The organism is Bacillus sp. FJAT-45350 (genome assembly GCF_002335805.1).
Classification (GTDB): Bacteria; Bacillota; Bacilli; order Bacillales; family NISU01; genus FJAT-45350.
The window spans coordinates 2,139,629-2,163,731 of record NZ_NISU01000001.1; the positions used below are offsets into that span (position 1 = coordinate 2,139,629).

At 36.9% G+C, this 24,103-nt stretch carries 22 protein-coding genes and 1 riboswitch; of the genes, 4 read left to right on the top strand and 18 right to left on the bottom strand.

What is annotated here, in order from left to right; translation table 11 throughout:
- Positions 1-24: 24 nt before the first annotated feature.
- The 18 genes from cobT to CD003_RS10825 form a co-directional block, all read right to left on the bottom strand.
- A complete protein-coding gene (gene cobT / locus CD003_RS10740; protein ID WP_096201115.1) occupies positions 25-1,077 on the bottom strand; it encodes a nicotinate-nucleotide--dimethylbenzimidazole phosphoribosyltransferase in 1,053 nt (350 codons plus the stop codon).
- Between the two features lie 2 nt (positions 1,078-1,079).
- The gene (locus tag CD003_RS10745) at positions 1,080-2,468 is read right to left on the bottom strand and encodes a cobyrinate a,c-diamide synthase (protein ID WP_096201116.1); all 1,389 of its coding nucleotides are present in this window, start codon (positions 2,466-2,468) and stop codon (positions 1,080-1,082) included.
- A gap of 15 nt (positions 2,469-2,483) precedes the next feature.
- Positions 2,484-3,560, bottom strand: a complete 1,077-nt coding sequence (locus tag CD003_RS10750; RefSeq protein WP_257008298.1) for a cobalt-precorrin 5A hydrolase — start codon at positions 3,558-3,560, stop codon at positions 2,484-2,486.
- Positions 3,553-4,347 carry a precorrin-4 C(11)-methyltransferase gene (gene cobM / locus CD003_RS10755; protein WP_096201118.1) on the bottom strand — a complete coding sequence of 265 codons (795 nt, stop codon included), beginning with the start codon at positions 4,345-4,347 and terminating at the stop codon, positions 3,553-3,555. The genes CD003_RS10750 and cobM overlap by 8 nt, the downstream gene beginning before the upstream one ends.
- A gap of 10 nt (positions 4,348-4,357) precedes the next feature.
- Positions 4,358-5,065, bottom strand: coding sequence for a precorrin-2 C(20)-methyltransferase (gene cobI / locus CD003_RS10760; RefSeq protein ID WP_096201119.1), 708 nt, complete (start codon positions 5,063-5,065; stop codon positions 4,358-4,360).
- A gap of 3 nt (positions 5,066-5,068) precedes the next feature.
- The gene (cbiE, locus tag CD003_RS10765; protein ID WP_096201120.1) at positions 5,069-6,268 is read right to left on the bottom strand and encodes a precorrin-6y C5,15-methyltransferase (decarboxylating) subunit CbiE; all 1,200 of its coding nucleotides are present in this window, start codon (positions 6,266-6,268) and stop codon (positions 5,069-5,071) included.
- Positions 6,244-7,365, bottom strand: a complete 1,122-nt coding sequence (locus CD003_RS10770; protein ID WP_096201121.1) for a cobalt-precorrin-5B (C(1))-methyltransferase — start codon at positions 7,363-7,365, stop codon at positions 6,244-6,246. Before CD003_RS10770 ends, cbiE begins: the two co-directional genes overlap by 25 nt.
- A gap of 3 nt (positions 7,366-7,368) precedes the next feature.
- Positions 7,369-8,019, bottom strand: coding sequence for a precorrin-8X methylmutase (locus CD003_RS10775; protein WP_096201122.1), 651 nt, complete (start codon positions 8,017-8,019; stop codon positions 7,369-7,371).
- Between the two features lie 4 nt (positions 8,020-8,023).
- The gene (gene cobK / locus CD003_RS10780; RefSeq protein WP_096201123.1) at positions 8,024-8,785 is read right to left on the bottom strand and encodes a precorrin-6A reductase; all 762 of its coding nucleotides are present in this window, start codon (positions 8,783-8,785) and stop codon (positions 8,024-8,026) included.
- 11 nt (positions 8,786-8,796) lie between these two features.
- Complete coding sequence (locus tag CD003_RS10785; RefSeq protein ID WP_096201124.1) at positions 8,797-9,657, bottom strand: sirohydrochlorin chelatase; 861 nt, start codon at positions 9,655-9,657, stop codon at positions 8,797-8,799.
- Positions 9,658-9,676: 19 nt separating this feature from the next.
- Positions 9,677-11,296 carry a precorrin-3B C(17)-methyltransferase gene (gene cobJ, locus CD003_RS10790; protein ID WP_096201125.1) on the bottom strand — a complete coding sequence of 540 codons (1,620 nt, stop codon included), beginning with the start codon at positions 11,294-11,296 and terminating at the stop codon, positions 9,677-9,679.
- Positions 11,297-11,530: 234 nt separating this feature from the next.
- Positions 11,531-11,715: riboswitch (cobalamin riboswitch) on the bottom strand.
- Between the two features lie 147 nt (positions 11,716-11,862).
- The gene (locus CD003_RS10795) at positions 11,863-12,099 is read right to left on the bottom strand and encodes a hypothetical protein (protein WP_096201126.1); all 237 of its coding nucleotides are present in this window, start codon (positions 12,097-12,099) and stop codon (positions 11,863-11,865) included.
- A 273-nt stretch (positions 12,100-12,372) separates the two neighbouring features.
- Positions 12,373-13,131, bottom strand: a complete 759-nt coding sequence (locus tag CD003_RS10800) for a PRC-barrel domain-containing protein (protein WP_096201127.1) — start codon at positions 13,129-13,131, stop codon at positions 12,373-12,375.
- A 227-nt stretch (positions 13,132-13,358) separates the two neighbouring features.
- On the bottom strand, positions 13,359-14,330 hold the full coding sequence (gene bioB, locus CD003_RS10805; RefSeq protein WP_373558567.1) for a biotin synthase BioB: 972 nt from the start codon (positions 14,328-14,330) through the stop codon (positions 13,359-13,361).
- A gap of 154 nt (positions 14,331-14,484) precedes the next feature.
- Positions 14,485-15,114 carry a precorrin-2 dehydrogenase/sirohydrochlorin ferrochelatase family protein gene (locus CD003_RS10810; RefSeq protein WP_179295523.1) on the bottom strand — a complete coding sequence of 210 codons (630 nt, stop codon included), beginning with the start codon at positions 15,112-15,114 and terminating at the stop codon, positions 14,485-14,487.
- The gene (locus CD003_RS10815; RefSeq protein WP_096201130.1) at positions 15,090-15,932 is read right to left on the bottom strand and encodes a sirohydrochlorin chelatase; all 843 of its coding nucleotides are present in this window, start codon (positions 15,930-15,932) and stop codon (positions 15,090-15,092) included. Before CD003_RS10815 ends, CD003_RS10810 begins: the two co-directional genes overlap by 25 nt.
- Positions 15,933-15,941: 9 nt before the next feature.
- On the bottom strand, positions 15,942-17,423 hold the full coding sequence (cobA, locus tag CD003_RS10820; protein ID WP_096201131.1) for a uroporphyrinogen-III C-methyltransferase: 1,482 nt from the start codon (positions 17,421-17,423) through the stop codon (positions 15,942-15,944).
- 174 nt (positions 17,424-17,597) lie between these two features.
- Positions 17,598-19,673: a sensor domain-containing protein gene (locus CD003_RS10825; RefSeq protein WP_096201132.1), complete on the bottom strand. Its 2,076-nt coding sequence runs from the start codon at positions 19,671-19,673 to the stop codon at positions 17,598-17,600.
- 375 nt (positions 19,674-20,048) lie between these two features.
- Here CD003_RS10825 and CD003_RS10830 point away from each other — a divergent pair, with 375 nt between their 5' ends.
- From CD003_RS10830 to CD003_RS10845, 4 genes are all read left to right on the top strand, one after another.
- Positions 20,049-20,351, top strand: a complete 303-nt coding sequence (locus CD003_RS10830; RefSeq protein ID WP_096201133.1) for a MerR family transcriptional regulator — start codon at positions 20,049-20,051, stop codon at positions 20,349-20,351.
- Between the two features lie 123 nt (positions 20,352-20,474).
- A complete protein-coding gene (locus CD003_RS10835) occupies positions 20,475-21,377 on the top strand; it encodes an NAD(P)/FAD-dependent oxidoreductase (RefSeq protein ID WP_096201134.1) in 903 nt (300 codons plus the stop codon).
- Positions 21,378-21,452: 75 nt separating this feature from the next.
- Positions 21,453-22,256, top strand: coding sequence for a divergent polysaccharide deacetylase family protein (locus CD003_RS10840; RefSeq protein ID WP_096201135.1), 804 nt, complete (start codon positions 21,453-21,455; stop codon positions 22,254-22,256).
- A 27-nt stretch (positions 22,257-22,283) separates the two neighbouring features.
- Positions 22,284-24,065 (top strand): S8 family peptidase, encoded by a 1,782-nt coding sequence (locus CD003_RS10845; protein ID WP_096201136.1) that lies wholly within the window; start codon positions 22,284-22,286, stop codon positions 24,063-24,065.
- The last annotated feature ends 38 nt before the right edge of the window (positions 24,066-24,103 follow it).

Consider the following 24,103-nt stretch of genomic DNA (forward strand, 5'->3'; position numbering starts at 1 on the left):
AAGTAACTTAATTTACTGTTCATACTATTTTTTCTCTATTCCCAAATCTGCAAAAGTCGCCATTTCATTAAGCATATGTGTCGCTGCCACTAATAAAGGATAGGATAAAGCAGCGCCTGTTCCCTCACCTAATCGTAAGTCCAATGACAATAACGGCTTTTTATGTAAATAAGTAAATATTGCTTCATGTCCGGGCTCAACAGATTGATGACTTATGATAAAATGCTCTTTTACTGTTGGACAAAGCTCATAAGCCACTAACGCTGCAGCAGAAGAGATAAGCCCATCAATAATTACCGGAACTCTCCTTGAGGCAGCAGCTAATATAACTCCAGCTAGAGCACCAATTTCTAGCCCTCCAACTTTTGCAAATATTTCTAAAGATGTTGATTCCGAACTAATTTTTCTATTATGTAACGCTTCTTTAATCGTAGTAATTTTTTTACTATAACCTTCTTCATCTAACCCTGTCCCGTGCCCAACAATCTCTACTACATTTGCTCCTGTATAAGCTGAAATAAGCGCACTACTTGAAGTCGTATTTCCTATACCCATCTCCCCTATAATAAGGAGATGGTGCCCTTCATCAATAAGTCGTTCTCCTTCCTCAATCCCTACCTCAATTGCACGAATTGCTTCACACTCTGTCATTGCATCTTCACGATAAAAATTATTTGTGCCTGATTTGATTTTTTTTACAATTACCTCAGGGGCTTCGATCTCCCCATTGACCCCAACATCAAGAACATGTACAGCAGCACCGATTTGTTTTGCAAACACATTAATTGCAGCACCACCATTTATGAAATTATGAATCATTAGCTTTGTCACTTCTTGAGGATATGCCGAAACTCCTTCAGCCACTATGCCATGGTCTGCTGCAGCAATAATAACTGCTGGAGAGTGAACAGTCGGTCTTTCCTTATCAGTTATCCCTCCAAGTTGAATTGCAAGCTCTTCAATTCTTCCTAAGCTCCCAACTGGCTTTGTTAGCTGGTCTACATGCTCTTTAACCGCATGCATTACTTGCTTGTTTAATGGTTGTATCTTTTGAATCACTTTATTTAATTTATCCATTCTTACTTTTCCCCTTTTCTGTACTGCTCACATGAAGCAACAAATCGCTCAGCAATTTTTACATTTGAAGCAAAATGAATATGAGTATAGCCAGCCAGTAAAGACGGTGCCCCATAATAGCCTTCTTCTCCTTCTTTTCGAAGAGCCTTTACCCGATAAGCTTTCGTTACTTTTTCCTTCTCTTCAAAGGTTGAATAATGAAACTCATGTCCTCTTGCTACTTCACTTTCACGTAGTATAACTGAATCATGAATCGCAGTTACTTCTCTGTAACCAAGGGCAACCAGTCTATCTTTCATGACAACATTACCTGGAATGACACCAACCATTGGATATGATTTTCCATTAGTTGTTGTTAAAGAGTCTGTTAAAAACATATACCCCCCACATTCAGCAAAAGTAGGTAGACCATTTGTAACTGCCTGCTTCACTTGCTCTTTTAATTCAGTCATGCTAGCAAGCTCATCGGCAAATTCTTCTGGAAACCCTCCACCTATATAGAGTCCATCAATATTTTCTGGCAAACTTTCCCCATTTAATGGGCTGAAAAATACTAACTCGGCACCAGCTTGTTCAAGAAGTGTAAAATTCTCTTGATAATAGAAGTTAAAGGCTGCATCATGAGCAACTGCAATTCTCACTTTTTTCTCTACTGAGGTAGACTTTGAAAATAGGCTGTTTTCTATCTTAATCGTTGGAGCATGTTCAGCGATTTTCATTACCTTATCCAAATCTACTCGTTCCGCAATTACCTCCCCAAGATCGTCAAAGAATCCATCTAGTTCTCCTCGTTCAATCGCTGGGATTAACCCTAAATGACGCTCAGGAATAGACAAGCCATCCCCTTTCAAGAGATAACCAATAACTGGTATTCCACATTCTTGTTCGATCGCTGCCTGACAAAGCTTAGAATGCCCTTCACTTCCTGCCTGATTTAAGATAACACCTGCAATCGTAACGTTCGGATCAAGCAATTGATAGCCTTTAACAATTGCTGCAGCACTACGAGCCATACTCGAAATATTAACTACAAGTATGACAGGTGCATCTAATAATTGACTAATTTCAGCTGTACTTCCCGTGTTACTTAGAGGGCTTTTACCATCATAAAACCCCATAACACCTTCAATAATTGAAAGGTCTGCTCCTTCACTCGCTGTTGCATAAATATCCTTTACAATCTCATGATTAAGCATCCAGCTATCAAGATTACGTGAATTCCGACCTGTTACTGCTGTATGATAGCTTGGATCAATGTAGTCTGGGCCACACTTGAAACCTTGAATAGCAAATCCCTTTTTCTTCAACGCTGCCATTAATCCTATCGTTATCGTTGTTTTTCCTGCCCCACTACTTGTTCCTGCAATGACGATTCTACGTTGCACATTCATCACCCTTACTTCGGTCTATTTTACTGCAATTGAAATTGTGACATTTCCACTTTTCTTTTTCTCTAGTACAAGTTCATTTGTACCTGATGCGAGCATGGCGGCTGGTTCGCTTACACCATATGCACCAGTATATTTAAATACTGTGTCAGAAGGGTTTTTCATCGGCATTTTATTAAGTTCAGCTGGTGTATAAAAAGTAAACATCCAACCCATTTCATTACATACTTCTAAAAGACCTTCCTCATCTTTTTTCAAGTCTATTGTAGCGATTCCTTTAACTGAGTGAATGGAAATGTTGTTTTCTATTAATGTTTCATTAATTACTTTCTTGATTTCATTTTTACTAGTTCCTCGATTGCAACCAATTCCTAAAAGGACTGACTTAGGTCGGTAAACAACACCATTTTCTAAGAATAGTTCCTTTTCAGCTTCTGATAAAATACGGTGAGTAATTAGTAAGGCAGCCTTAAAGCTTTCCCCTTTCGCTGCTTCTAGAGAATCTACTAGTTTCATATGCTTTGGAAGTTCTCTATCATGCTTCCACCAATTTCTTTCACCAGATTCCTGAATAATAACAAGACGTTCCTCGTTTACAACTGATGCACTTACTGGAGTGACATGAGTTTCATCCTCAATTACCCAACCGAACTCTCTCCCAAAAATATCTACAGGAATTGTCTTTTGTACATCTGAAGCTGTTGTAATCACTGGGCTTGCTTCTAAGTACTCGGCTACTTCTCTTGTTAAATCATTTGCACCACCAACATGACCAGAAAGAACACTTATCGCAAATTCTCCTTTATCATCTATTACGACAACAGCAGGGTCTGTCTTCTTGTCCTTTAATATTGGAGCAATCATTCGAACAACTGCTCCCAGTGAAATGACCATTATTATTCCATCATAGCGCTCAAACAACTCAGGTAATTGTAAACGAACAGATCCTTCAAAAAGAGTAATTCCTCGTTCTTTTTCATCACCATAAGCAAATTTCTTCATATAATAAAGATCTGCTGACGGCATGTTGCTAGTCAGCGTTCGAATTTTCTCAACACCATGCTTTGTAATTGCAACTAGAGCTACCTTATCCATGAGAAGGTTCACCTTTTCGATATCCATGAGTAAATGATTTATCATAAAGCTTTGATTCGTACTGGCGGTCTGTTAACAAATCAGGATTTACAGCTTTGCTAATAATCACCATTGCTTGTTTTCTAATTCCTTCCTTTCTCATTGTATCATCTAATTCAGCTAGCGTTGTTCGTACAACCTTTTCATCAGGCCATGATGCACGGTACACGACTACAACAGAGTCTTCTTCCCTCCAGCCTGCTTGATAAAATTCCTTCACTACTTTTTTAATTAAAGTTGCGCTTAAGAATAGACAGACTGTACATTGGTGTTTTGCCAAATCATATAGCTTCTCCTTATCAGGCATTGGAGTGCGCCCCTCTGCCCTAGTTAAAATCACAGTTTGCGTTAAATCTGGGACTGTTAACTCTACACCAGCAGCTGCTGCAGAGGCAAAAACAGAACTAACACCTGGAATAATCTCATAGTCAATTCCCTTTTCTTTAAATCTAACCATTTGTTCAAGTATTGCCCCATAAATAGCCGGGTCTCCCGTATGCATCCTAGCGACACTTTTTCCTTCTTTTATGTAACCTTCAACACATTCTACAATTTCATCTAAACTCATCCCTGCGCTTTTTAATACAGTTGCTTCAGGCTTAGCCTCCTCCATTAAAACTGGATTAACAAGAGAGTCAGTATATAAAATTACATCCGCATTCCTAAGAATTTTTAAGCCCTTTACTGTGATTAAGTCTGGATCCCCAGGTCCTGAACCTACTATGTACACCTTTGTATCTAGTTTCATCTTTTTCACCTCATTTTCTAACAAGCATTAATGTTAAGTATTCTAATTCAGCATGGCGTAATTCTCGTACATCTTTGCAAATAAACTCTTCCTTTGACGTTACCTTTGTAACAACACTAGCTTTGTCTACTAGATTTAGTTCTTCTAATAGCTCAATCATCATTGGTAGAACCTTTGCTACCTTTATAAAAATCATACCTTCATGTTCTAGTAATGCTTTTTTCATCCGTTCACGGTCTTCAGTTGCTGGAATAACCCCAGTCCAGTCATCTCCATCTGCTAGAGGAATGGCTAGCTGTGCTGCTGCCCCGTTAATTGAAGAGATTCCAGGAATGACTTTCATGTCTACTTCTGGATGTAATTCATTCATTAAACGGAACATATGAATAAATGTACTATAAAGCATCGGGTCTCCTTCTGTAACAAAAGCAACATCCTTACCGTCACTGACACAACGAAAAACTTCTTCGACAATAATATTCCAGTCTCTATCTAGAACATCCTTATCTTTTGTCATTGGAAAAACGAGTCCAAGCATTTCTTTCTTATCAGTATCTATGTACTGTTCAATAATTTGATAGGCATAGCTCTTACTTCCCTTTCTTTTTTTAGGGAACGCAATTACGTCAGCTTCCTTCATTATACGATAAGCTTTAATCGTAATAAGCTCTGGGTCACCTGGGCCTACACCGACACCATACACTGTTCCTAGCGTCATTTTTTATTCCTCCTTATGTCTTGCGGTAATAATATAAATTGGATTTAACCCTTCAAATCGGTTCATATGTAAAATTGGTTTACTACGCGAAATTTGTGCTAATGTTATGTTTGTTTCCATTTGTAATTGTTTAAATGCTTCAGTTGCTAGATACAAAGATTCAATAGTGACTGCATTCAATACAATTCGTCCACCTTGCTTTAGGCGCTTTGTACATATTTCTAGAAGTTCCCTCATTTCTCCACCTGTTCCACCGATGAATATAGCATCTGGATCAGGAAAGGTTTCTAGTCCCAAAGGTGCTTTATTATGGACTACTGTCAGGTCGACTCGAAACTTCTTCATATTTTCAAAACAATTTTCTAAATCGGCTTCATTCTTTTCAATGGCATACACTTCTCCGTATCGGGCAATTCGTCCAGCTTCAATTGCCATTGAGCCTGTACACGTACCAATATCCCATACAATGCTTTTTTTATGTAATTGCAGCTCACCTAAGCTAAGTACACGGATTTCCTTTTTCGTTATTAGTCCTTTATCTGGCTTCCGTTTCTTAAATTCGTGATCGGCAATTCCGAGTGACCAGTTTCGAGCTATCTTCGTTCTTTTCAATATAACGACATTGAGAGGGTGAGCTTCATATTCACTCATGTCCTGAAGCGTCATCCATGTAGCTTTTTCTTCTGTCCCACCTAAGTCCTCTGCAACAAATGCCTCATATTCGTTCATTCCAAATGATAAAAGATAGTCTGCTAGTTTTGACGGTGAATTCGTTTCGTCTGTTAATAGGCAAACCTTTTCCTTACCATCTACTTTTTGAGCTAGGCCCTTCATACTTCGTCCATGAATACTAAGAAATACAGCATCTTGCCAACTTTCTTTCATTTTTGAGAAAGCTTGTTGGATAGAGCTTAAAGCAGGGTAGATTTCTACATTAACCTTTTTGGCTAAATAAGAGCCTATTCCATAAAAAAGAGGATCTCCAGAGGCTAAGACAACCGTTTTCTTCGGATCACTTTTTAATCTATCAAGTACTGTTTTTAACCCTCCCTTCAGCACGAGCTTCTCACCTTGATAGTGGGGGAAGAACTGCAAATGCCTGTCCCCGCCGACTAATCGTTCACTCGTTTCAATCCAATCTCGATAGAGTGGGAGTAAGCTCTCAGGTCCTTCTCCTGTTATTCCAATGATTTTGATCGACATATCACGCTCTCCCTTCCTAGCACTTCATTTTTCATAGACATAATGATTGTCTCAATTTCCATCTCGGACTTTATATGTTGTAAACATTCATGTGATGCATATCGACATAGGCTTGAAAAAAAGCTATTATAGCCATTTTCATACATTAACGTCCCAACCTGAGAGGCTGTATTCGCTTCTTTAATTTCGTCAACTAAATCAAATGGAACACCTGAATTTTTTGCTACATCTGCTAAAAAGTTAAAATCTACAGGTGCACTTTTTGAATGGACCATCATTACCCCTTGAGCTACCTTAGAAAACTTCCCCATCATACCCACAAGAGTAATCCGTTGAACCTTTTTCACTTTACATTGTTTGACGGCAAACCCAACAAAGTCCCCCATTTCAATAAAAGCTTCCTCAGGATGATCCGGATATAGCTCCATTGCATATTTTTCACTACGGCCACCTGTAGTCAGAAATAAATGATTACACCCTGCTTCAACCGCTACATTTATTGCCTGTGCAACACTGGCTTTATAAGCAGATGTAGAAAAAGGTACAACTGTCCCTCTTGTACCTAAAATCGAGATCCCTCCGATAATTCCTAAGCGGGCGTTAAGTGTCTTTTTGGCTATTTCCTCTCCATCTGGAACCGAAATAATAACCTTAATACCTTTTTCTACACAGTATTCTTCTAAAATAGCTTTTGCCGTTTCAGTGATCATTTTTCTTGGAACAGGATTAATCGCAGCTTGTCCAACAGGTACTGGGAGACCGGGCTTTGTTACCCTCCCTACTCCAACACCACCATCTAGAAAAATACCAGGATTATTTGAAAGAAAAACAGACGCATTAATTACTGCTTTGTGTGTTGCATCTGGATCATCACCAGCATCTTTAATGACCGATGCCTCTGCTTTGTTTTTTGTGAATTGAATTGATTCCATTTGGAAGGTAACTGTCTCACCCATTGGCAATAATATCTCCACTTTTTTAATTTCTGTTTGCTCCAAAAGAGAAAGTAACGCCGCTTTCGTAGCTGCCGTTGCATTTGCACCGGTCGTATACCCATGTCTCATCTCTTTTGGGTCTTTTTCTTCCTTTTGCTTCATTTCTTATCCCTGTTTCTCAGCAATCAGTGACAATGCATTAATCGCCGCAACTGTAACTGGGCTTCCACCTTTACGACCGATATTCGTAATAAATGGAATATCTAGCTTTGCAAGCTCCTCCTTAGACTCAGCAGCTGATACGAAACCAACTGGCATACCAACAACAAGACCTGGCTTTGCTTCCCCTGTTTTCACTAGACGAATTAGCTCTAATAGAGCAGTAGGCGCATTTCCAATTGCAAAAATTCCTCCATCTGCTTCCTTTACTGCCTTTCTTGTTGCAATAATTGCTCTCGTTGTATTCAATCGCTTAGCTTCCTCCATTACATCTGGATCTGATATGTAAACATGAACACTACCTCCAAATTTTTCAAGACGAGGTTTGTTGACCCCAACTTGTACCATTTGAACATCAGCAACTAGTTTTTTCCCAGCACGAATCGCTTCTACCCCTGCATGAATCGCATCTGGATGAAAAACCATACTTCTACCAAGTTCAAAATCTGCTGACGCATGAATCACTCGCTGTACAACAGGGTATTGCTCCTCTGTAAATGAATGCTCTCCTAGCTCTTCCGTAATCATTTCAAAGCTTTTTCCTTCAATTTCCTGTGGTTGTACTGTCAATGGTTTAAATTCAGTATTAAAATCCATTTTGTCACCTCATACTTTTCATTGTTTTTAGTACATCATCAAATGTATTGCAAACTGTTCCATAATTCATTTTCGGACGTTTTATCATAATAATTGGTATCTCCAAATCCTTTGCCGCTTCTACCTTTTCATCAACAGAACCTACTTTTCCACTTTCTTTCGTTATCATTAGCGTTACATTGTATTGAATATATAACGCTTTATTTAACTCTTTTGTAAAAGGACCTTGAATTGCTACAATGTTTTTTTGCTCTACGCCTAGCTGTTCACACTTTTCCATATTATCTTTTCGAGGAAGCATTCTTGCTATGAGACGAACTCCCTCAATACGATGTAACGTTTCTGTAAAAGTCTGTAGTGTTTTACTTCCTGTTGTTAGCATGATGACACCACGTCTTTTTGCTGCCACATTAGCTGCTTCTTGATAAGAATCCACATAAGTAATTTGATGATTATTAGACGTATAACTCGGGCGCTCATACCGTATATATGGAATATTTCCTTCTACTGCTGCATCAACAGCATTTTTTGAGGCTTCCTCCGCAAATGGATGAGTTGCATCAATTATCATATCTATCTTTTTCTCAACAAATAGCCCTATCATATCTTCCTTTGTCAATCTACCAACTAAAACATCAATCCCTAGATTTTTCAGCGCAATTGCTCCATTTTCAGTAACGACTGTAGCTAATGTTTCATGGCCTACTTCCTTGATTTTCTTTGCCAACTCTCTCGCATCACTAGTACCAGCTAAAATTAAAATCATTCTACATCTCCTTAGCTATGTGTATGATGGTGATGGTCATGATGGTCATGATCGTGGTGGTGGTGATGAACATCCATATGTTCAAGTGCATGTAATCGGTATGGACACATATCACAGTTGAGCTTCGCATCTCCTTCTAAGGCTTCCATGGCACGATCGATAAAAATTGTTTTTAACTCTGGATGAAAACCAAAATATTCCGTCATCGAAAAAGAAATATCAGGATAGTTCTTTGCAAAAGAGTCTAGTTTTTCATTCATTCTGTCCATTAAAATTCCGGTAAAAAAGAAATATGGGACTATATATAGTTTTTTTCCACCTAATTTAATCGAACGTTCAACTCCTTCTTCAACAGTAGGAGTTGTAACACCAATAAAGGATAGTTCTACAGGTGTCATTTCTAATCGTTCATTCAGAAGTCTGCCAATCTTATAAAGTTCACTATTTGCGTCAGGATCGCTACTTCCTCTTCCGACTAATAAAATACCTTTATCACGTTCATTTGCATCAAAACCTGCTGCAAGTAGACGACTTCTAAGAATTTCAAACAACTTATCATGAACTCCTATTGGACGACCATACGAAAATTCAACATCTGGATATGTTTCCTTTGCATGATCTATCGCTTCAGGAATATGAATTTTTGAATGACCAGCAGAAAAGAACATCATCGGAATAAGCGCTACCTTTGTTGCTCCTCTTTCCACACAGCGAGCAATCCCTTGTCCAATAGTCGGTGTAGCAAACTCTAAAAAGGATGACTCCACAATTGGTACATCTAAATCCCCTTTCATAGATTCAATAAATTGAAGAATTTGCTCATTCCCCTCTTGCTTCTTACTACCATGACCAATAAATAAAACTGCTTTCATTTTCTTCTCCTCCTTCAAGTTAATCTCCACAAGCCATATCTACTAAAACTTGCTCAGGCATTTCTTTGAACGTAAAACCTTCAATCCTTTGAACTCTCTTAAAGAATTTGTGGAACCTTTCATTTGGCAAACCACGCTCACGAAAATCCTCAACAATGCGAGAAACGATATCTACAATTTGTTCTGCTGTTAATTCTTCTGCTACCAATTGTCCTACTTGTGCATTACGACCAGTTGTTTTTGCACCTAAGAATAAGTCAAAACCTTTTCCTCTTCTAAAAATAATTCCAATATCATTTGTTGGTGCGCTATAGCACGCCATACCACATCCATTAAATCCGATATTTAATCTCTTAGGAACACTAATACCTCCTAAAAGATGTTGAAGCTCTTCCACTTGAGGAATGGAATCCTTTTTATCACCATCACAAAAGTCACAAGCCTTTATATTAACAACATCTCCAATTGGATGAAGTAAAAGCCCTTCCTCTGTTAACTGATTGATAATCGTATTTGAATCTGCTGTTACGACAGATAATTTAAGCTGATGATCAGGTGTATATTCAATAGTTCCTTTTTCTCCAACAACATTACCTAAAACAAGCATTTGCTTTGCAGAAAATGCTTTATTGGCAATGCCTGGAGAAACGGAAAATTCAAACACAGAATCTTGCTTAAATACGTTATCTGATTCTTCCACTTCTTGTTTATTTTCTGAATATGAATTACCTAGCTTTGTTAACGCTTCTTCTGCTAATTCAACAGAAGATATTTCTTCTTGTTCGACTAAAGCTTGGCCCTGATGCAATGCCCAAGGCTCTGCTTCTTCTTGTAAACGTTGGTGAGGCTTCAGCTTTTGGTCGTCTGCGTTCAATGTATACTTTCTTTGATATCCTCTAGGTGTAATCATTTTGCCGTCGTATAAGAAGGTTGAATTATTACCAATAACGACTGTCGTCAGCATACCAATCTCATGTTCAAGCATATTTTCTAAGTCTGTAATGACGATTTGTTGTCGTTCACGATACGCACTTTTCACTAATCCAACAGGTGTATTTGGGGAACGATGCTCAAGTAAAATTTTCTGTGTTTCTTCGATTTGTCTCGTACGTCGTCCACTTTTCGGATTGTATAAAGCAATAACAAAATCAGCTTCTGCAGCAGCCTTTACCCGTTTTTTTATTAATTCCCATGGGGTAAGATGGTCACTTAAACTAATCGTACACGCATCATGCATGACAGGAGCCCCTAGTAAGGAGGCACAAGAGTTAATTGCTGATACACCAGGTATGATTTCTACTTCAACTCCCGTTTCCTCTTTCCAACCTTTTTCAATTAATACTTCATATACGAGTCCAGCCATTCCATAAACACCAGCGTCACCACTTGAAATCACCGCCACTTTTTTTCCTGTTTCCGCTTGACGAATCGCCTCCTGTGCTCGGCTTACTTCTTCCGTCATCCCAGTACGAACAATCTCTTGTGTCGTAAGTAACGGACGAATAATATCTATGTATGTGTTATAGCCAATGATTGAATCGCTCTCAATTAAAGCCTCTTTTGCTCGGTGTGTCATTTGTTCCTCACTACCTGGTCCAAAACCAAGCACAAGTAATTTTCCTCTTTTTTTCTCACTCATAAAATTACACTCCCTTCAAATTTAATTAAAACTATAATAGAACTTACGCACACTCATTTATTTCTAAAACATGATACTTTCCTTTTAAACAACAACAAAAAAAGCACCCCCAACTCTGATTAGATAAGAGTTAGAGATGCCTATATACAAAATTGTATGTAGCTGCAAATACAATGAAAACATAAGTAGACAAGGAATTTGCTCCCTAACACTTCCCCATCTCCCGTAGGTCAAACAGTGTCGATAGAAAAGGCAGGTTTCCTGGCTCATAGTATACGTTCTCTACCCTTCCCATTCATTGAACAGTGGATATATAAGAGAACAACCTATTTTACAGTGGCGGGACCGCGTCGGACTTTCACCGAACTTCCCTCTTACGAAGATTTGCTAAAATCTTCACCTTTTCCCTATCATTATGTAGTTATCTTGTTACTAGATTATAGATTACTTGGTTTTTTGTCAATACTATTTCAAAATTTCTGTCGAATGTGAAAAGACAAAGTGTATTTTCGCCTGAGTTTATATGGACTTACTTATATGAAAAAAGCACCCAAAGAATGGATGCTCTAACGGACACTTGATTTTAGTTCTTTGACTTCTTTCTCGCTTTCAATAACTTTCATTGTCAGTTCATTTAAAATTGAGGTAATTTCTGAGTTATCCCCTACTCGAGAAGAAATAGCTGAAATTTGATTTTGTAAAATTTTTTGATTTTGTTCAATGTCGTCTAATCGATTTGTTACTGTTCTGAATTTCTCGTCTAATAATTCTGAAATTACATATACTAATTTGTTTTCTTCCATTTGAATCCCCTCCCCATAACAATCTATATTATAACAGGAAGAGTCTCCTTTAGAAATGTTAGAGTTTAGCTTATCAAGTCGAATGTATAGACTTTCTTACTAATTAGAACTACTTAAGAAGACTTATAGAGGTTGTTCAAAAAGAACAACCTCTATGCAATGAGCGTAGCCGCTGTATTCTTTTAAAAGCCTTGCTAGGAGTGATTTTCTCCTAGCAAGGCTCACAGCGTGTGAAGCCATTGTCACTACCTTTTGAACATGCTCTTATAGAACTTACTCCCAATAATTTTTTCTTCTATAAAAATCATAAATATCCTTTTCATATTTTCTATCTATAGGTTGATCAGGAAAAAATTCAGGGCTATTTTTCACTTCGTCTTTTGTTATATTCACACGAACATGCTTCGCTGACCAATTAATTTCCTCAATCCAATCTTTTGCAATAATAACATTTCTTGATGGGAGCCATTTTACTGTATCGACCATGAAATAGCGTATTGTCCAGGTTTTATCTTCAATTATCATATCTTTCACCTGTCCAAATTCATCATCCAAAGCAAAGATACCATAACCAGTCACAGCACCAGTAATTTCTTTTACACTTCGTAAGTGATGATTTACTTCCGTATCGACATATTCTTTTTCATAATCAGATGATAATGTAGCTAAATCTCTAGCATAGCTACCATGACCCCAAACTCCTAGTGGCGACCAATAATACGGGTAGCCAAAATAATGATGGTAATCTAGCTCCATTTGCTTTGATACAGGTCTAGCAAAATCAATATCAGGACTATTTTTCACTTGCTCTTTAGTTAATTCAACATAAATAATTTCATCCTCTATATTTACTTTCTCTACTGAAATAGGTGATAGTAATACTTTACCACCAGGAAACCATGGAATCGTATTAACAACAATATACCTTACCGTCCATTTTTCATCTTCAAAATAAAAATCGTCTATTTTACCAACTTCGCCGTCCTTTGCCATAACCGTAAATCTTCTTAATAGATTTTCATACAAAAACATCGGAATACCTCCCTAAATAATTACTATTACTATCTATTTATCTAGTAACCGAGAAAGCCATTGATTAAACTTCATACAAAATTAATGGCAAATTATGAATTTAAAATTTCAGCATGAAAACTAAAATAGACGTGGATAGTTTATTATCCACGCCTAACTAACATCCTCTATTCATGTTTGGTTATTTTTATATACAACAATAATTTGCAATAAAAGTTCTATTGCTTTTACGCTTCTGCCAACGCATTCTCTTCAATCTCAAATCCTAGGTCTTCAATAATATGATGGTCGTCTATTACTTCTTGTCCCTTTGTCGTTAAATAGTCGCCAACAAAAATTGAATTCGCTGCATATAATGCTAATGGTTGCAATGTACGTAGATTCACTTCACGACCACCTGATACACGTATTTCTTTAGTTGGATTAATAAATCTCATTAGCGCTAAAACTTTTAATGACTTCATCGGCTTTGTTCTAGAATAGTTTTCTAAAGGCGTTCCTGGAATGGCATGAAGGAAGTTTACCGGAATTGAGTCGGCGTCAATATCTCTTAACGCATAGGCCATTTCAACAATTTGCACATCTGTTTCCCCCATTCCGATAATCACACCAGAACATGGTGATAATCCTGCTCCTTTCACATCTTCAACAGTCTGAACACGTTGATCATATGCATGAGACGATGTGATATTACCGTGATTATCTTTATGAGTATTGATATTGTGATTGTAACGATGAACTCCTGCCTCTTTTAAACGCTTTGCCTTATCTTGATTAAGAATTCCTAAGCAAGCACAAATCTTTAGAGGCATTGTAGAAGTAATTTCTTTGACTGCATCTATTACTTGCTCTAATTCACCATCTGTTGGACCTCTTCCACTTGCCACAATACAATATGTACCAGCTTTTCTATTCATCGCTTCTTTCGCACCTGCTAGTAGAGTCTCTTTATCTAGCAATGTATACTTTTCAACTGGTGCACTTGAAACAGTAGATTGGGAGCAATAGCCACAGTCTTCAGGACACAATCCACTTTTGGCGTTAATAATCATATTTAGCTTTACTTTTTTCCCATAGTATTGCTTCCGTACACGAAAGGCAGCTTGCATAATCGGAAGTACTTCATCGTCATCTGCTTGTAAGACAGTAACACCCTCTTCAATTGATAGAATTTCTCCATTTAAGACTTTGTCCGCCATTTGCTCCCAACGATTTTTTGTATTTGTTATAGACATTCGAACACCCCTTCGTTAACTTTTTATAATATAAAGTTAACATTTAAAGTAGAAATTGACAATAGTTTTTGAACAATTCCAATAACAACTAGTAAAAAAGAGCCATGAAGCAATGTTTCTACACATCTACTTCTTGACTCTTCAGATTTTGTAACCATATTTCAAATTGTTGTTGACGTTTCTCTTTACAAATTGGCAACTCATCTATTAATTTTTTTAACAAAAGTTTACGATGCTTCTCTAGTTTTAGTTCCCTTAAAACTTTTTTTCTAGCTTCAAAAAGAAATTCGAGCTCTTCTTCCACATTCTCATCATAAATAGTAGCTAATTCATCCTTAATTTTCTTTGCTAGACTTGGACTTGCTCCGCTTGTAGAAATCGAAATAGCTAATTTTCCCCTTCTCATAACAGCTGGTACATGAAAATCACATTTTTGGTCATCAATCATATTCACTAGTTGAGTTTCCTCAGCTGTATGAAAAACTTTTAGATTTACTTCTCGGTTACTTGTTGCGGCAAAAATAAGTGTTGCACCTAGTAGGTACTCTTCTTTAAAAATATCTTGAATCCATGTTATGTTATCTTCTGTGAGAAAATTTTTCAATTCATTACAAAGCTCCGGAGAAACTATCATTATATTTGCTCTAGTTTCAAGTAACCCCTTCACCTTTCTAAAAGCAACTCGACCGCCCCCGATGACAACTATCTTTTTATTTTTTAATTTTAGGTTGATTGGATAGTCATACACAAGCAGCCCTCCGCTAACCGACAAGATGAACGATTTTCATTATATACACATGCTGTGCCATTTAATCCTTCTTTTATTCGTTTCTTCAGGACATTTACCAATAATCGATGATAGCCTAAGTAATTGCATAGCTGAATATCTTTATTTTCCGTAAGTTGTTTGATAGATTGTATCTTTTGTTCCATTCGTTTCATCAAAATACCAGTAAATAATAAATAAGGGATGACAATTATTTTCTGTTGGCTTCCACTCACTACTTTTGTTAAGCCTTCATCAAAGTTCGGTCTAGTAGCAGCTAGATAGCAGATTTCAACCTCTTTAACAGGATATTGCTCCCAAATGAGGCGAGCGATTTTTGCTAAATCACTATTTGCATCTGAATCACTGCTTCCTCTTCCAACTAGTAGAACTGACACTTCTTGTCTTTCCTCAAATGTAAAGCTATCAGAAACAGATAATCCGCCTTCAATTAACCGATCCCCTACTATATCAATCATATTTTGTTCTACGCCTAATGGTTTACCATAGGTGAATTTAATATGAGGGTATTTTTTTTTCGCCTCTTTAATTTCAATTGGTATATCCACTTTTGCATGACCGGCACTTAAAAGAAGGACTGGAATTACCGTGATTGCTGTAGCCCCTTTAGACATACATAGTGCAATTCCCTCTTTTATAGAAGGTTCTGCTATTTCTATATAACAATGCTCTTGTATCGGAAAATCGATTACATTTTTTACTCTTTCAATAAAACTTTCGAACTGATAATTTCCTTCTTTTACTCTACTACCATGTCCAACGTATAAAATAGCTTGCACGACTCTCACCTAACCTATCGTTACTACTGTAAGTGCAGAAATTAGAGCTTCTACAGTTGGTTCTTCTAATTTGTGGTCAACGTTTATCCCTAACTTACCTGCAGCGTCCGAGGACTTTTCACCAAATGTAATTACCTTCTTATCTTGGAAGAAGGATAATGGTTCACTATACAGTTCAGCAATTTTTTCTAGTAACGTTGGTATAGATTCAGCACTTGGAAAAACGATCGTATTAATTCTTTTATCTTCATCAAGTAATTTAAATGTTGTTGATGATTGACTCACATACTCTATTTTATGTGTAACCAAATAGTCAAATGCATTTCCCCATTTTTCAACTAGCCTATCCATTTTAGCTACAGCTTGCTCTTCCCCTATAACAAGAAGCTTTGCAGGAGTCGTTAATGTCTCAACTAGATGGGCTATACAACCAAAAGTCTCTAATGCTCGTAATGACTTTACTGATCCACCATAAAAATCAGCCTCAATCATGCGAATATCAACTTTATAGTATGATAGTGCTTTAAAAAACTGATTTACACTTTCTGGAGAGGTAAAAACAATTTGGTTATATTGAGTAACCTTTTCAATTACTTCTTCTGCTTGTTTTTCTTTTATCTGTGATTGCAATATAAAGCGTGGGAACTCAAAGACCTCTGCCCCATTTTCAATCAATGCTGGAGCTAACTTTCCTTGTTCAGTTCCTGTTCTAGCTAATAATATGTGCTTCCCAAAAAGCGGCTTCTTTTCAAACCACTGAAGTTTTTCACGAAGAGAGACAATATCTCCAACAAGAGTTATCGCAGGATTTTGAAAATTCAATTCCTCTACTTTCCTTGAAATAGTTTCTAATGTTCCCTCTAACGTTTTTTGTCTTCCATATGTTCCCCATTGAATCAATATAACAGGGGTTGATGGTCTACGACCGCAGCTAATTAATTGGTTTGTAATATAATTCAAATTACCTATCCCCATATAAAAAGCAATCGTATCTACTCCCTTAGATAATGACTCCCAATCAATTGTTGGCTTTCCTTCTTCAGATTTGTTATGACCAGCGACTACTGCAAAAGAACTCCCGTGTTCTCTGTGTGTCACAGGGATACCTGCATAAGTACTTGCTGCGATACCAGCTGTAATACCTGGTACTATTTCATACTCAATATCATTTTCTGTAAGAGCTTCTGCCTCTTCACCAACTCTTCCAAAAACACAAGGGTCTCCACCTTTTAAACGAACAACGACTTTACCTTCTTTACCTTTTTCAACTAATAAATCATTTATTGCTTCCTGGCGTACTATGTGACGATCAGGTAATTTCCCACAATAGATAAGTTCAGTATTTGCTGGAGCATACTCTAACAGGAGCGGATTGACAAGACGGTCATATAAAATAACGTCAGCTTTCTTTATGCACTCGAGTCCTTTAACTGTAAGTAATTGAATATCACCAGGTCCTGCACCAACTAAATAAACTTTGCCATTTTTCATCTAACAGTCCTCCTGTTCACTTATCCCGACTTTTTTTATATGTTTTATAAGTATATAAGAGAAAAGAATAATTTACAATATAGAGTTGAATCATGAATCTTTACATAGCTTAAGGGATGTCCCAAAAAGTATACATTGGGACATCCCTTCTAAACTAACGCATTATAGACCAAGTTAATTTCTCACTAGGAAATTTGTCTCAAACTCATGAGCTGGCAGTGGTTTACTAATGAAATATCCTTGAATCTCATTACAATTATGTTTTCTCAGGAATTGAAGTTGCTCTAAATCCTCAACCCCTTCAGCAATCACCTTTAAATGTAAACTATGAGACATGGCAATAATTGCTCGTACAATTGAAGAATCACCTGTTTTTGTAATTTCATCAACAAAAGATTTATCAATTTTTAACGTATCAATCGGATAATCCTTTAAATAGCTTAAAGATGAATAACCAGTCCCAAAGTCATCTATAGATATACTTATTCCCTTTTCACGAATAGAGTGTAACTTATGATTAACAAACTCTTTCTCGTGAACTGCAATGTTTTCTGTAATTTCTAACTCTAAATATTGTGGGTCAAGATTAGTTTCTTTTAATATCATCTCAATATTTTGAACAAGTCCACTTTCTTGAAATTGACGGACAGAGAGATTAACAGATACTCGTATTGGTGCGTAGCCTTTCTCCTGCCACTGCTTGTTTTGTATACATGCCTGTTTAATGACCCAATCACCTATAGGAACAATCAGACCTGTTTCTTCAGCAATGGGTATAAATTCAGCAGGTGAAACAAAACCAAGTTCACTATTTTTCCAACGAAGTAAAGCTTCCATCCCGATAACCTGTTCCGTAGCTACATTTACTTTCGGCTGATAGAATAATTCAAGTTCATTGTTCTCGAGAGCTTTCCGTAAATTTTTCTCGATTAATACTTCCCTACTTATCGCACTATCCATATCGGAAATATAAAATTGGAAATTGTTTTTACCTTCTGCCTTTACACGATTAATCGCAATATCAGCCTTTTGAGCTAATTCTTCTATAGTTTCTCCATCTTGTGGAAAAACACTAATTCCGATACTACATGTCGTAAAGTGATCATTGCGGTCCAAGCGAAATGCTACATCAAGAGCACTTAATATACGCCTAGCTAATTGTTTAATCTCTTCACAAGTTACTGTACTTAAGGAAATGATAAATTCATCCCCACCATATCGTGCAATAATATCCTCTGGACGTAAACTATCTTTTAATCTTGCTGCTACAGATTTTAATAATAAGTCCCCGTATCTATGCCCAAATGTATCATTAATCATTTTGAAACGATCTAAATCAATACATAAAATAGCCACTTGCTCATTATCTTTTTCTGCCTTTTTTAGTATTTCAATTAATTTGTGTCTAAAATAACGTCTATTAGGAAGTCCTGTTAACTCATCATAATAAGCTAAGTAACGAGCTCTCTCTTCAGCCTTTTTACGCTCAGTTATATCTGTACGAATCGAAACATATTGGTATGGCTTTCCATGTTCATTCAGAAATGGAACGATTGTTGTATGTACCCAATATTGTTGCCCATCTTTTGCCTTATTTTTGACTTCACCCTTCCACACTTTGCCATTGGCGATTGTCTTCCACATCTCAGCAAAGAATTCTTTTGGATGATAACCAGAATTTACAATTCGATGGTCCTGCCCTAATAATTCACCTCTAGTATATTTTGAAATTTCACAAAACTTATCATTCACATAACGAATGGAACCATTAGGCTCTGTTACAGCAATAATAGATGATTGATCTAAAGCGAATTTAATATCCTTTAATTCCTTTAATGATGTTTTAGAATCGTATTCCGCCCGTTTACGTTTTGAAATATCCTTCATCATTAAAAGAATACCTATAAAGCTTCCATCCCCATCATATAAATGAACAGAAGAAAAATTAATATCAATTAACAGCCCACTTCGCTTTTGAAAAATTGCTTCTCTACCTTCAATGACTTCCTCTGATTGAAGTGTTTCTAAAATGATTTCATTTCCATCATCATTAAAAAAAACAGGGAAATATCGACCTAATATCTCTCCTTCACGCCAACCAAACATTGATTCTGCTCCGTAGTTCAACATCTTCACTTCACCATTAAAATTTATAACGATAATGGCAATTGGTGAAGATTGAACAAGGGTTTTAAGTATATCAGGGTTTTCCCATAGCTTATTTTTTATTGCACGCTCTTCATTTTTCATTATGTTGCAACCTTCTTTCAAAAACCAATTTTATTACTTATCAGGTTACACCTGTTCTTTTATTTAAACTTATTTTACAACGTAATCACTATCTTTTTAAGAAAAATATAGTGAAAAAGTTATGTATGCTAGATTTCGCTCGAAAACATAGAGAAATTTCAATTAGTAAAGATAGCCGTATCTACATTTAAAGGTTACCTCATATTATACATGAAATAAATTGCTTTAAATGAATTACAATGAAAAAATTCTTATCGGAATAAACCATGTAAGATTATCTAACGTGATAATTTATCTTACATGAAAAGTATGATATATTCTTAACTAAAGATTCGGAAACTTTCAGTGTGGAATTGAGAGGAGTGTTATAGCGTTGTGTCCTATAGAGATAAAAAAGTAATTACAATAGGAATTGTAAGCGAACTAACCGGTCTATCTGAAAGAAAAATACGTTATTATGAAGAAAGAAAACTAATTTATCCTGACCGTTCAAAAGGTGGAACAAGAAAGTTTTCCTTTTTAGATGTAGAGCGTTTAATTGATATCGCTAATAAAATGGAAGACGGAATGCAAACGTTTGAAATTAGAAAAATGGAACAGAAGGCTCTCAAGAAGAAAGATGTACGAGACAAAATGCTACGCGGTCAGTTAAATGCCGCTTTCAATATGCGAAAATAAAAACTGCTGCAGATGAGATTCGGCTCATCTGCAGCAGTTTTTATTTTCATAGGTAAATTACAAATGAATTACTTAGTTTTGGGAAAGATAATCTTATCATATGCCCGAAAGGATTGTTTAACCATGATTTACGACTGCATTATAGTTGGTGGTGGAATTGCTGGCTTACAAGCTGCAATTCAGCTCGGTCGATATAAGCATTCGGTAGCTGTAATTGATTCAAATAAAGGGCGTTCTTCCTTATGTAAAGAATATCACAATATTCTAGGTTGGCCTGATGGTATTAGTGGTGATTACTTTAGACAAAGTGGAAAAATTCATGCAGAACGTTATGGAGTGAAATTCATTGACTCTAAAGCATTAAAAGTGAAAAAAAATAAAGAACTTTTTTCCATCACAGTAGCAAATAATGACTCTCCAATGCTTAGTAAACGAATATTATTTGCTACAGGTATTACCGACTCATTACCTGAGTTGCCAGGTTTACTCCCGTGCTTAGGAAATAGTATTTACCTATGCCCTGACTGTGACGGTTATGAAGTAAAAGATAAACGAACAATTGTATTAGGTTCAGGTGAAAAAGGAGCAAATTTATCATTAATCATCCATTATTGGACAAAAGAAATCATTTATGTCAATCATACACTTGACACAATAAGTGAAGATACATTACAACGATTAGAAAACTATAATATTCAAGTCATTGAAGAACCTATCGCCGCTTTAAAAACTGATGGAAAATCACAATTTCATGGAGTCACATTAAAAAATGGTCAAACAATAAATGCGAAACATAGTTTTATTGCCTTTAGTGGAACAAAAGTAAATTCCGATTTGGCAAAAAGCCTCGGGGTCGAGCGTTTAGAAAATAAGCATATCGTTGTTGACCCTCGTACAAAAATGACCAATGTGCCAAATGTGTGGGCAGTTGGCGATGCCACTGTACATTCTCAGCTATTAACAATTGCAATGGGAGACGGTGCACAAGCGGCCATATGGATTCACAAAAGCTTATTATCAAGTTGAAGGGAGATTTGTCCCTTGACCTAGTAAGAAACAACGTGCATATAGTTGCACTACCCCTAAAAGGAGTGAGCAAGATTGAGATTATCTTTTGTTTTTTTCATTATTACTTTATCTTTACTAAACACCCTATCTCTACCAAAAGTTTTTTCTGAAGATAATGTTTCTAAAGCAGCTATTATTATTGATGACTTTGGTGGTGATGTAAGAGGTGTGAATGAGTTTTTTGACTCACAAATACCAATTACTGTTGCTGTAATGCCTTTCCTCTCCCACTCGAATGAACAAGCAGAAAAGGCACATGAAATCGGTTTAGAGGTAATCGTTCACCTTCCATTAGAACCGAAAAAAGGAAAAGCTTCTTGGTTAGGACCAAATCCAATTACAAGCGATTTATCACTAGAAGAAGTCAAAGAAAGAGTCAATAAAGCAATTGAAGATGTCCCACATGCAGTTGGAATAAATAATCATATGGGCTCCAAAATAGTAGAAGACGAAAAAATCATGAGAGCCATTTTAGAAGTAGCAAAAGAAAAAGGTCTATATGTTGTCGACAGTGGGACAAGCGGTAAATCTGTTATCCCTACTTTAGCAGAAGAGCTACATATTCCATGGGGAGTTAGGGATATTTTTTTAGATGACACCCTTTCTAACAGTGGTCATGTGGAGCAACAAATGAAAAAGTTAGCTAGAATCGCTAGTAAACAAGGACAGGCAATTGGAATTGGACACGTAGGGATAAAAGGGGAGGCTACAGTCGCAGGAGTTAAACAAGCTATGCCTTATTTAAAAGAGAATCACGTAGAAGTTGTACCTGCCTCTCATTTATTAGATTCACCAATTGATAAAGACCCTGAAAAGTTTTGGCATAAAGGAGCTTAGTATTTTACAAAAAGGGAGGTATCAGCAATGCGAAAAACCTATAGAGCCGCCTTATTTGTTGGCGCATTTATCGTACTGGGCTTTGTTGCTCTATTACTCAATAATGCAGATAATATGGGACTTCAAAACCATACTCAACAAGAACAAAATTTAGAACGCATGGATCAAGTGTTGGCTAACGACTTATCAATGACTACCTCAATGTTTATTGACCAACTTTCTTTACAATTACACCGATGGGCAGAACAAGATTTAACTGAGCCAATGCTCCGAGAACAATTTGCACAAGAGATTGATGAACACAAACATTTTCATGGATTTGCTATGGTTGAAAATAATGAGATTAAAGAATCGATAGGTGACATAACATCAGACAAACTTGCACTTTTGACTCATAACCATGAATCAAAACAGTTTTCCGACCCCTATGTTATGAACGGCCATCAATTTCTGTTAATGTCTGAAAACATTGATTCAAGTAAAAAGGTAGTAGGAGAAATTGATTTATCCTTCGTTAAGACTTTTGTTCATAATATGGCTTCAGTAGCTGATGCCAACGGTAATTTCTTTATATCCGGAGAAGACCCAGAGGTTAAATGGGAAACAGCGGACCGTATCCCAGACGATGTAGCCACAGAAACTGTACCCGAACTAGGTTGGAATATAGTAGTCCATTCAAAACCATCTGAGGATGAAGAAAAGGATTATCATGAAGGAGAGGCTGTCGTAAAGTTCGAGGATGAAGCAGATGCAAAAAATTGGGTTCAAGGCCAAGATGACCTACAAGTACTAAAAGATGGTGGCCCATATGTCGTTCTTCGTTCCGACACTCGAACAACCCAAGAACTTCTTAGAGAGCTCAGAAGAGATAACAGAGTTGAAGTTGCAGAACCAAACTATATTATTTCAAAACAAACAACAACGAATGCTAGAATACAGGACAAAGAAAGCTTACCTAACGATGAATTCTTCCAGGAGTATCAGTGGAATCTATCTCAAATCTCTGCTGAAGAGGGTTGGAACCTAACTGAAGGCGCTGAAGATGTCATTATTGCTGTTTTAGACACAGGAGTTGATCCTGATCATCAAGATTTATCAGGTAAATTATTACCTGGTTACAATGCTTTTGATGGTACGTCAAATTCATATGATGAGCATGGCCATGGAACACATGTAGCAGGTATCGCAGCCGCTATTACAAATAATGTAACTGGAATTGCTGGTGTGTCATGGCATAACTTCATTCTTCCAATTAAGGTATTAGATGAAGATGGTCAAGGGACATCCTTTGAAGTTGCTAGAGGTATTCGTTGGGCTACTGACAACGGAGCTAAAGTCATTAATATGAGCTTAGGGGACTATTATAACTCCTTCATTCTACACGACGCTATTCGATACGCTCATAAAAACGATGTCGTCTTAATTGCTGCGTCAGGAAATGATAATGTGAATACACCAATGTACCCATCAGATTATCCAGAGGTTCTAACAGTAGCCGCAGTGGATCACAACCGGGAACGTGCATTCTTTTCTAATTTCGGTCCACACATCGATGTAGCAGCTCCAGGAGAACATATACCTAGTACGTTCCCTGATAATAACTATGTCATCATGAGCGGTACTTCAATGGCGGCCCCACACGTAGCAGGTCTAGCAGGACTGATTCGCTCGTTAAACCCGAATTTAACAAAAGCCGAAGTTCATAATCTCATTCGCGAGACATCATTAGACCTAGGACCTACGGGTCATGACCAATATTATGGTTTTGGAGAGATAGATGTAGCAAGAGCTTTGGAAAAATTAAGATAAGGAATTTCATTATTTTGCAAATACGTATGCTAGGAGGA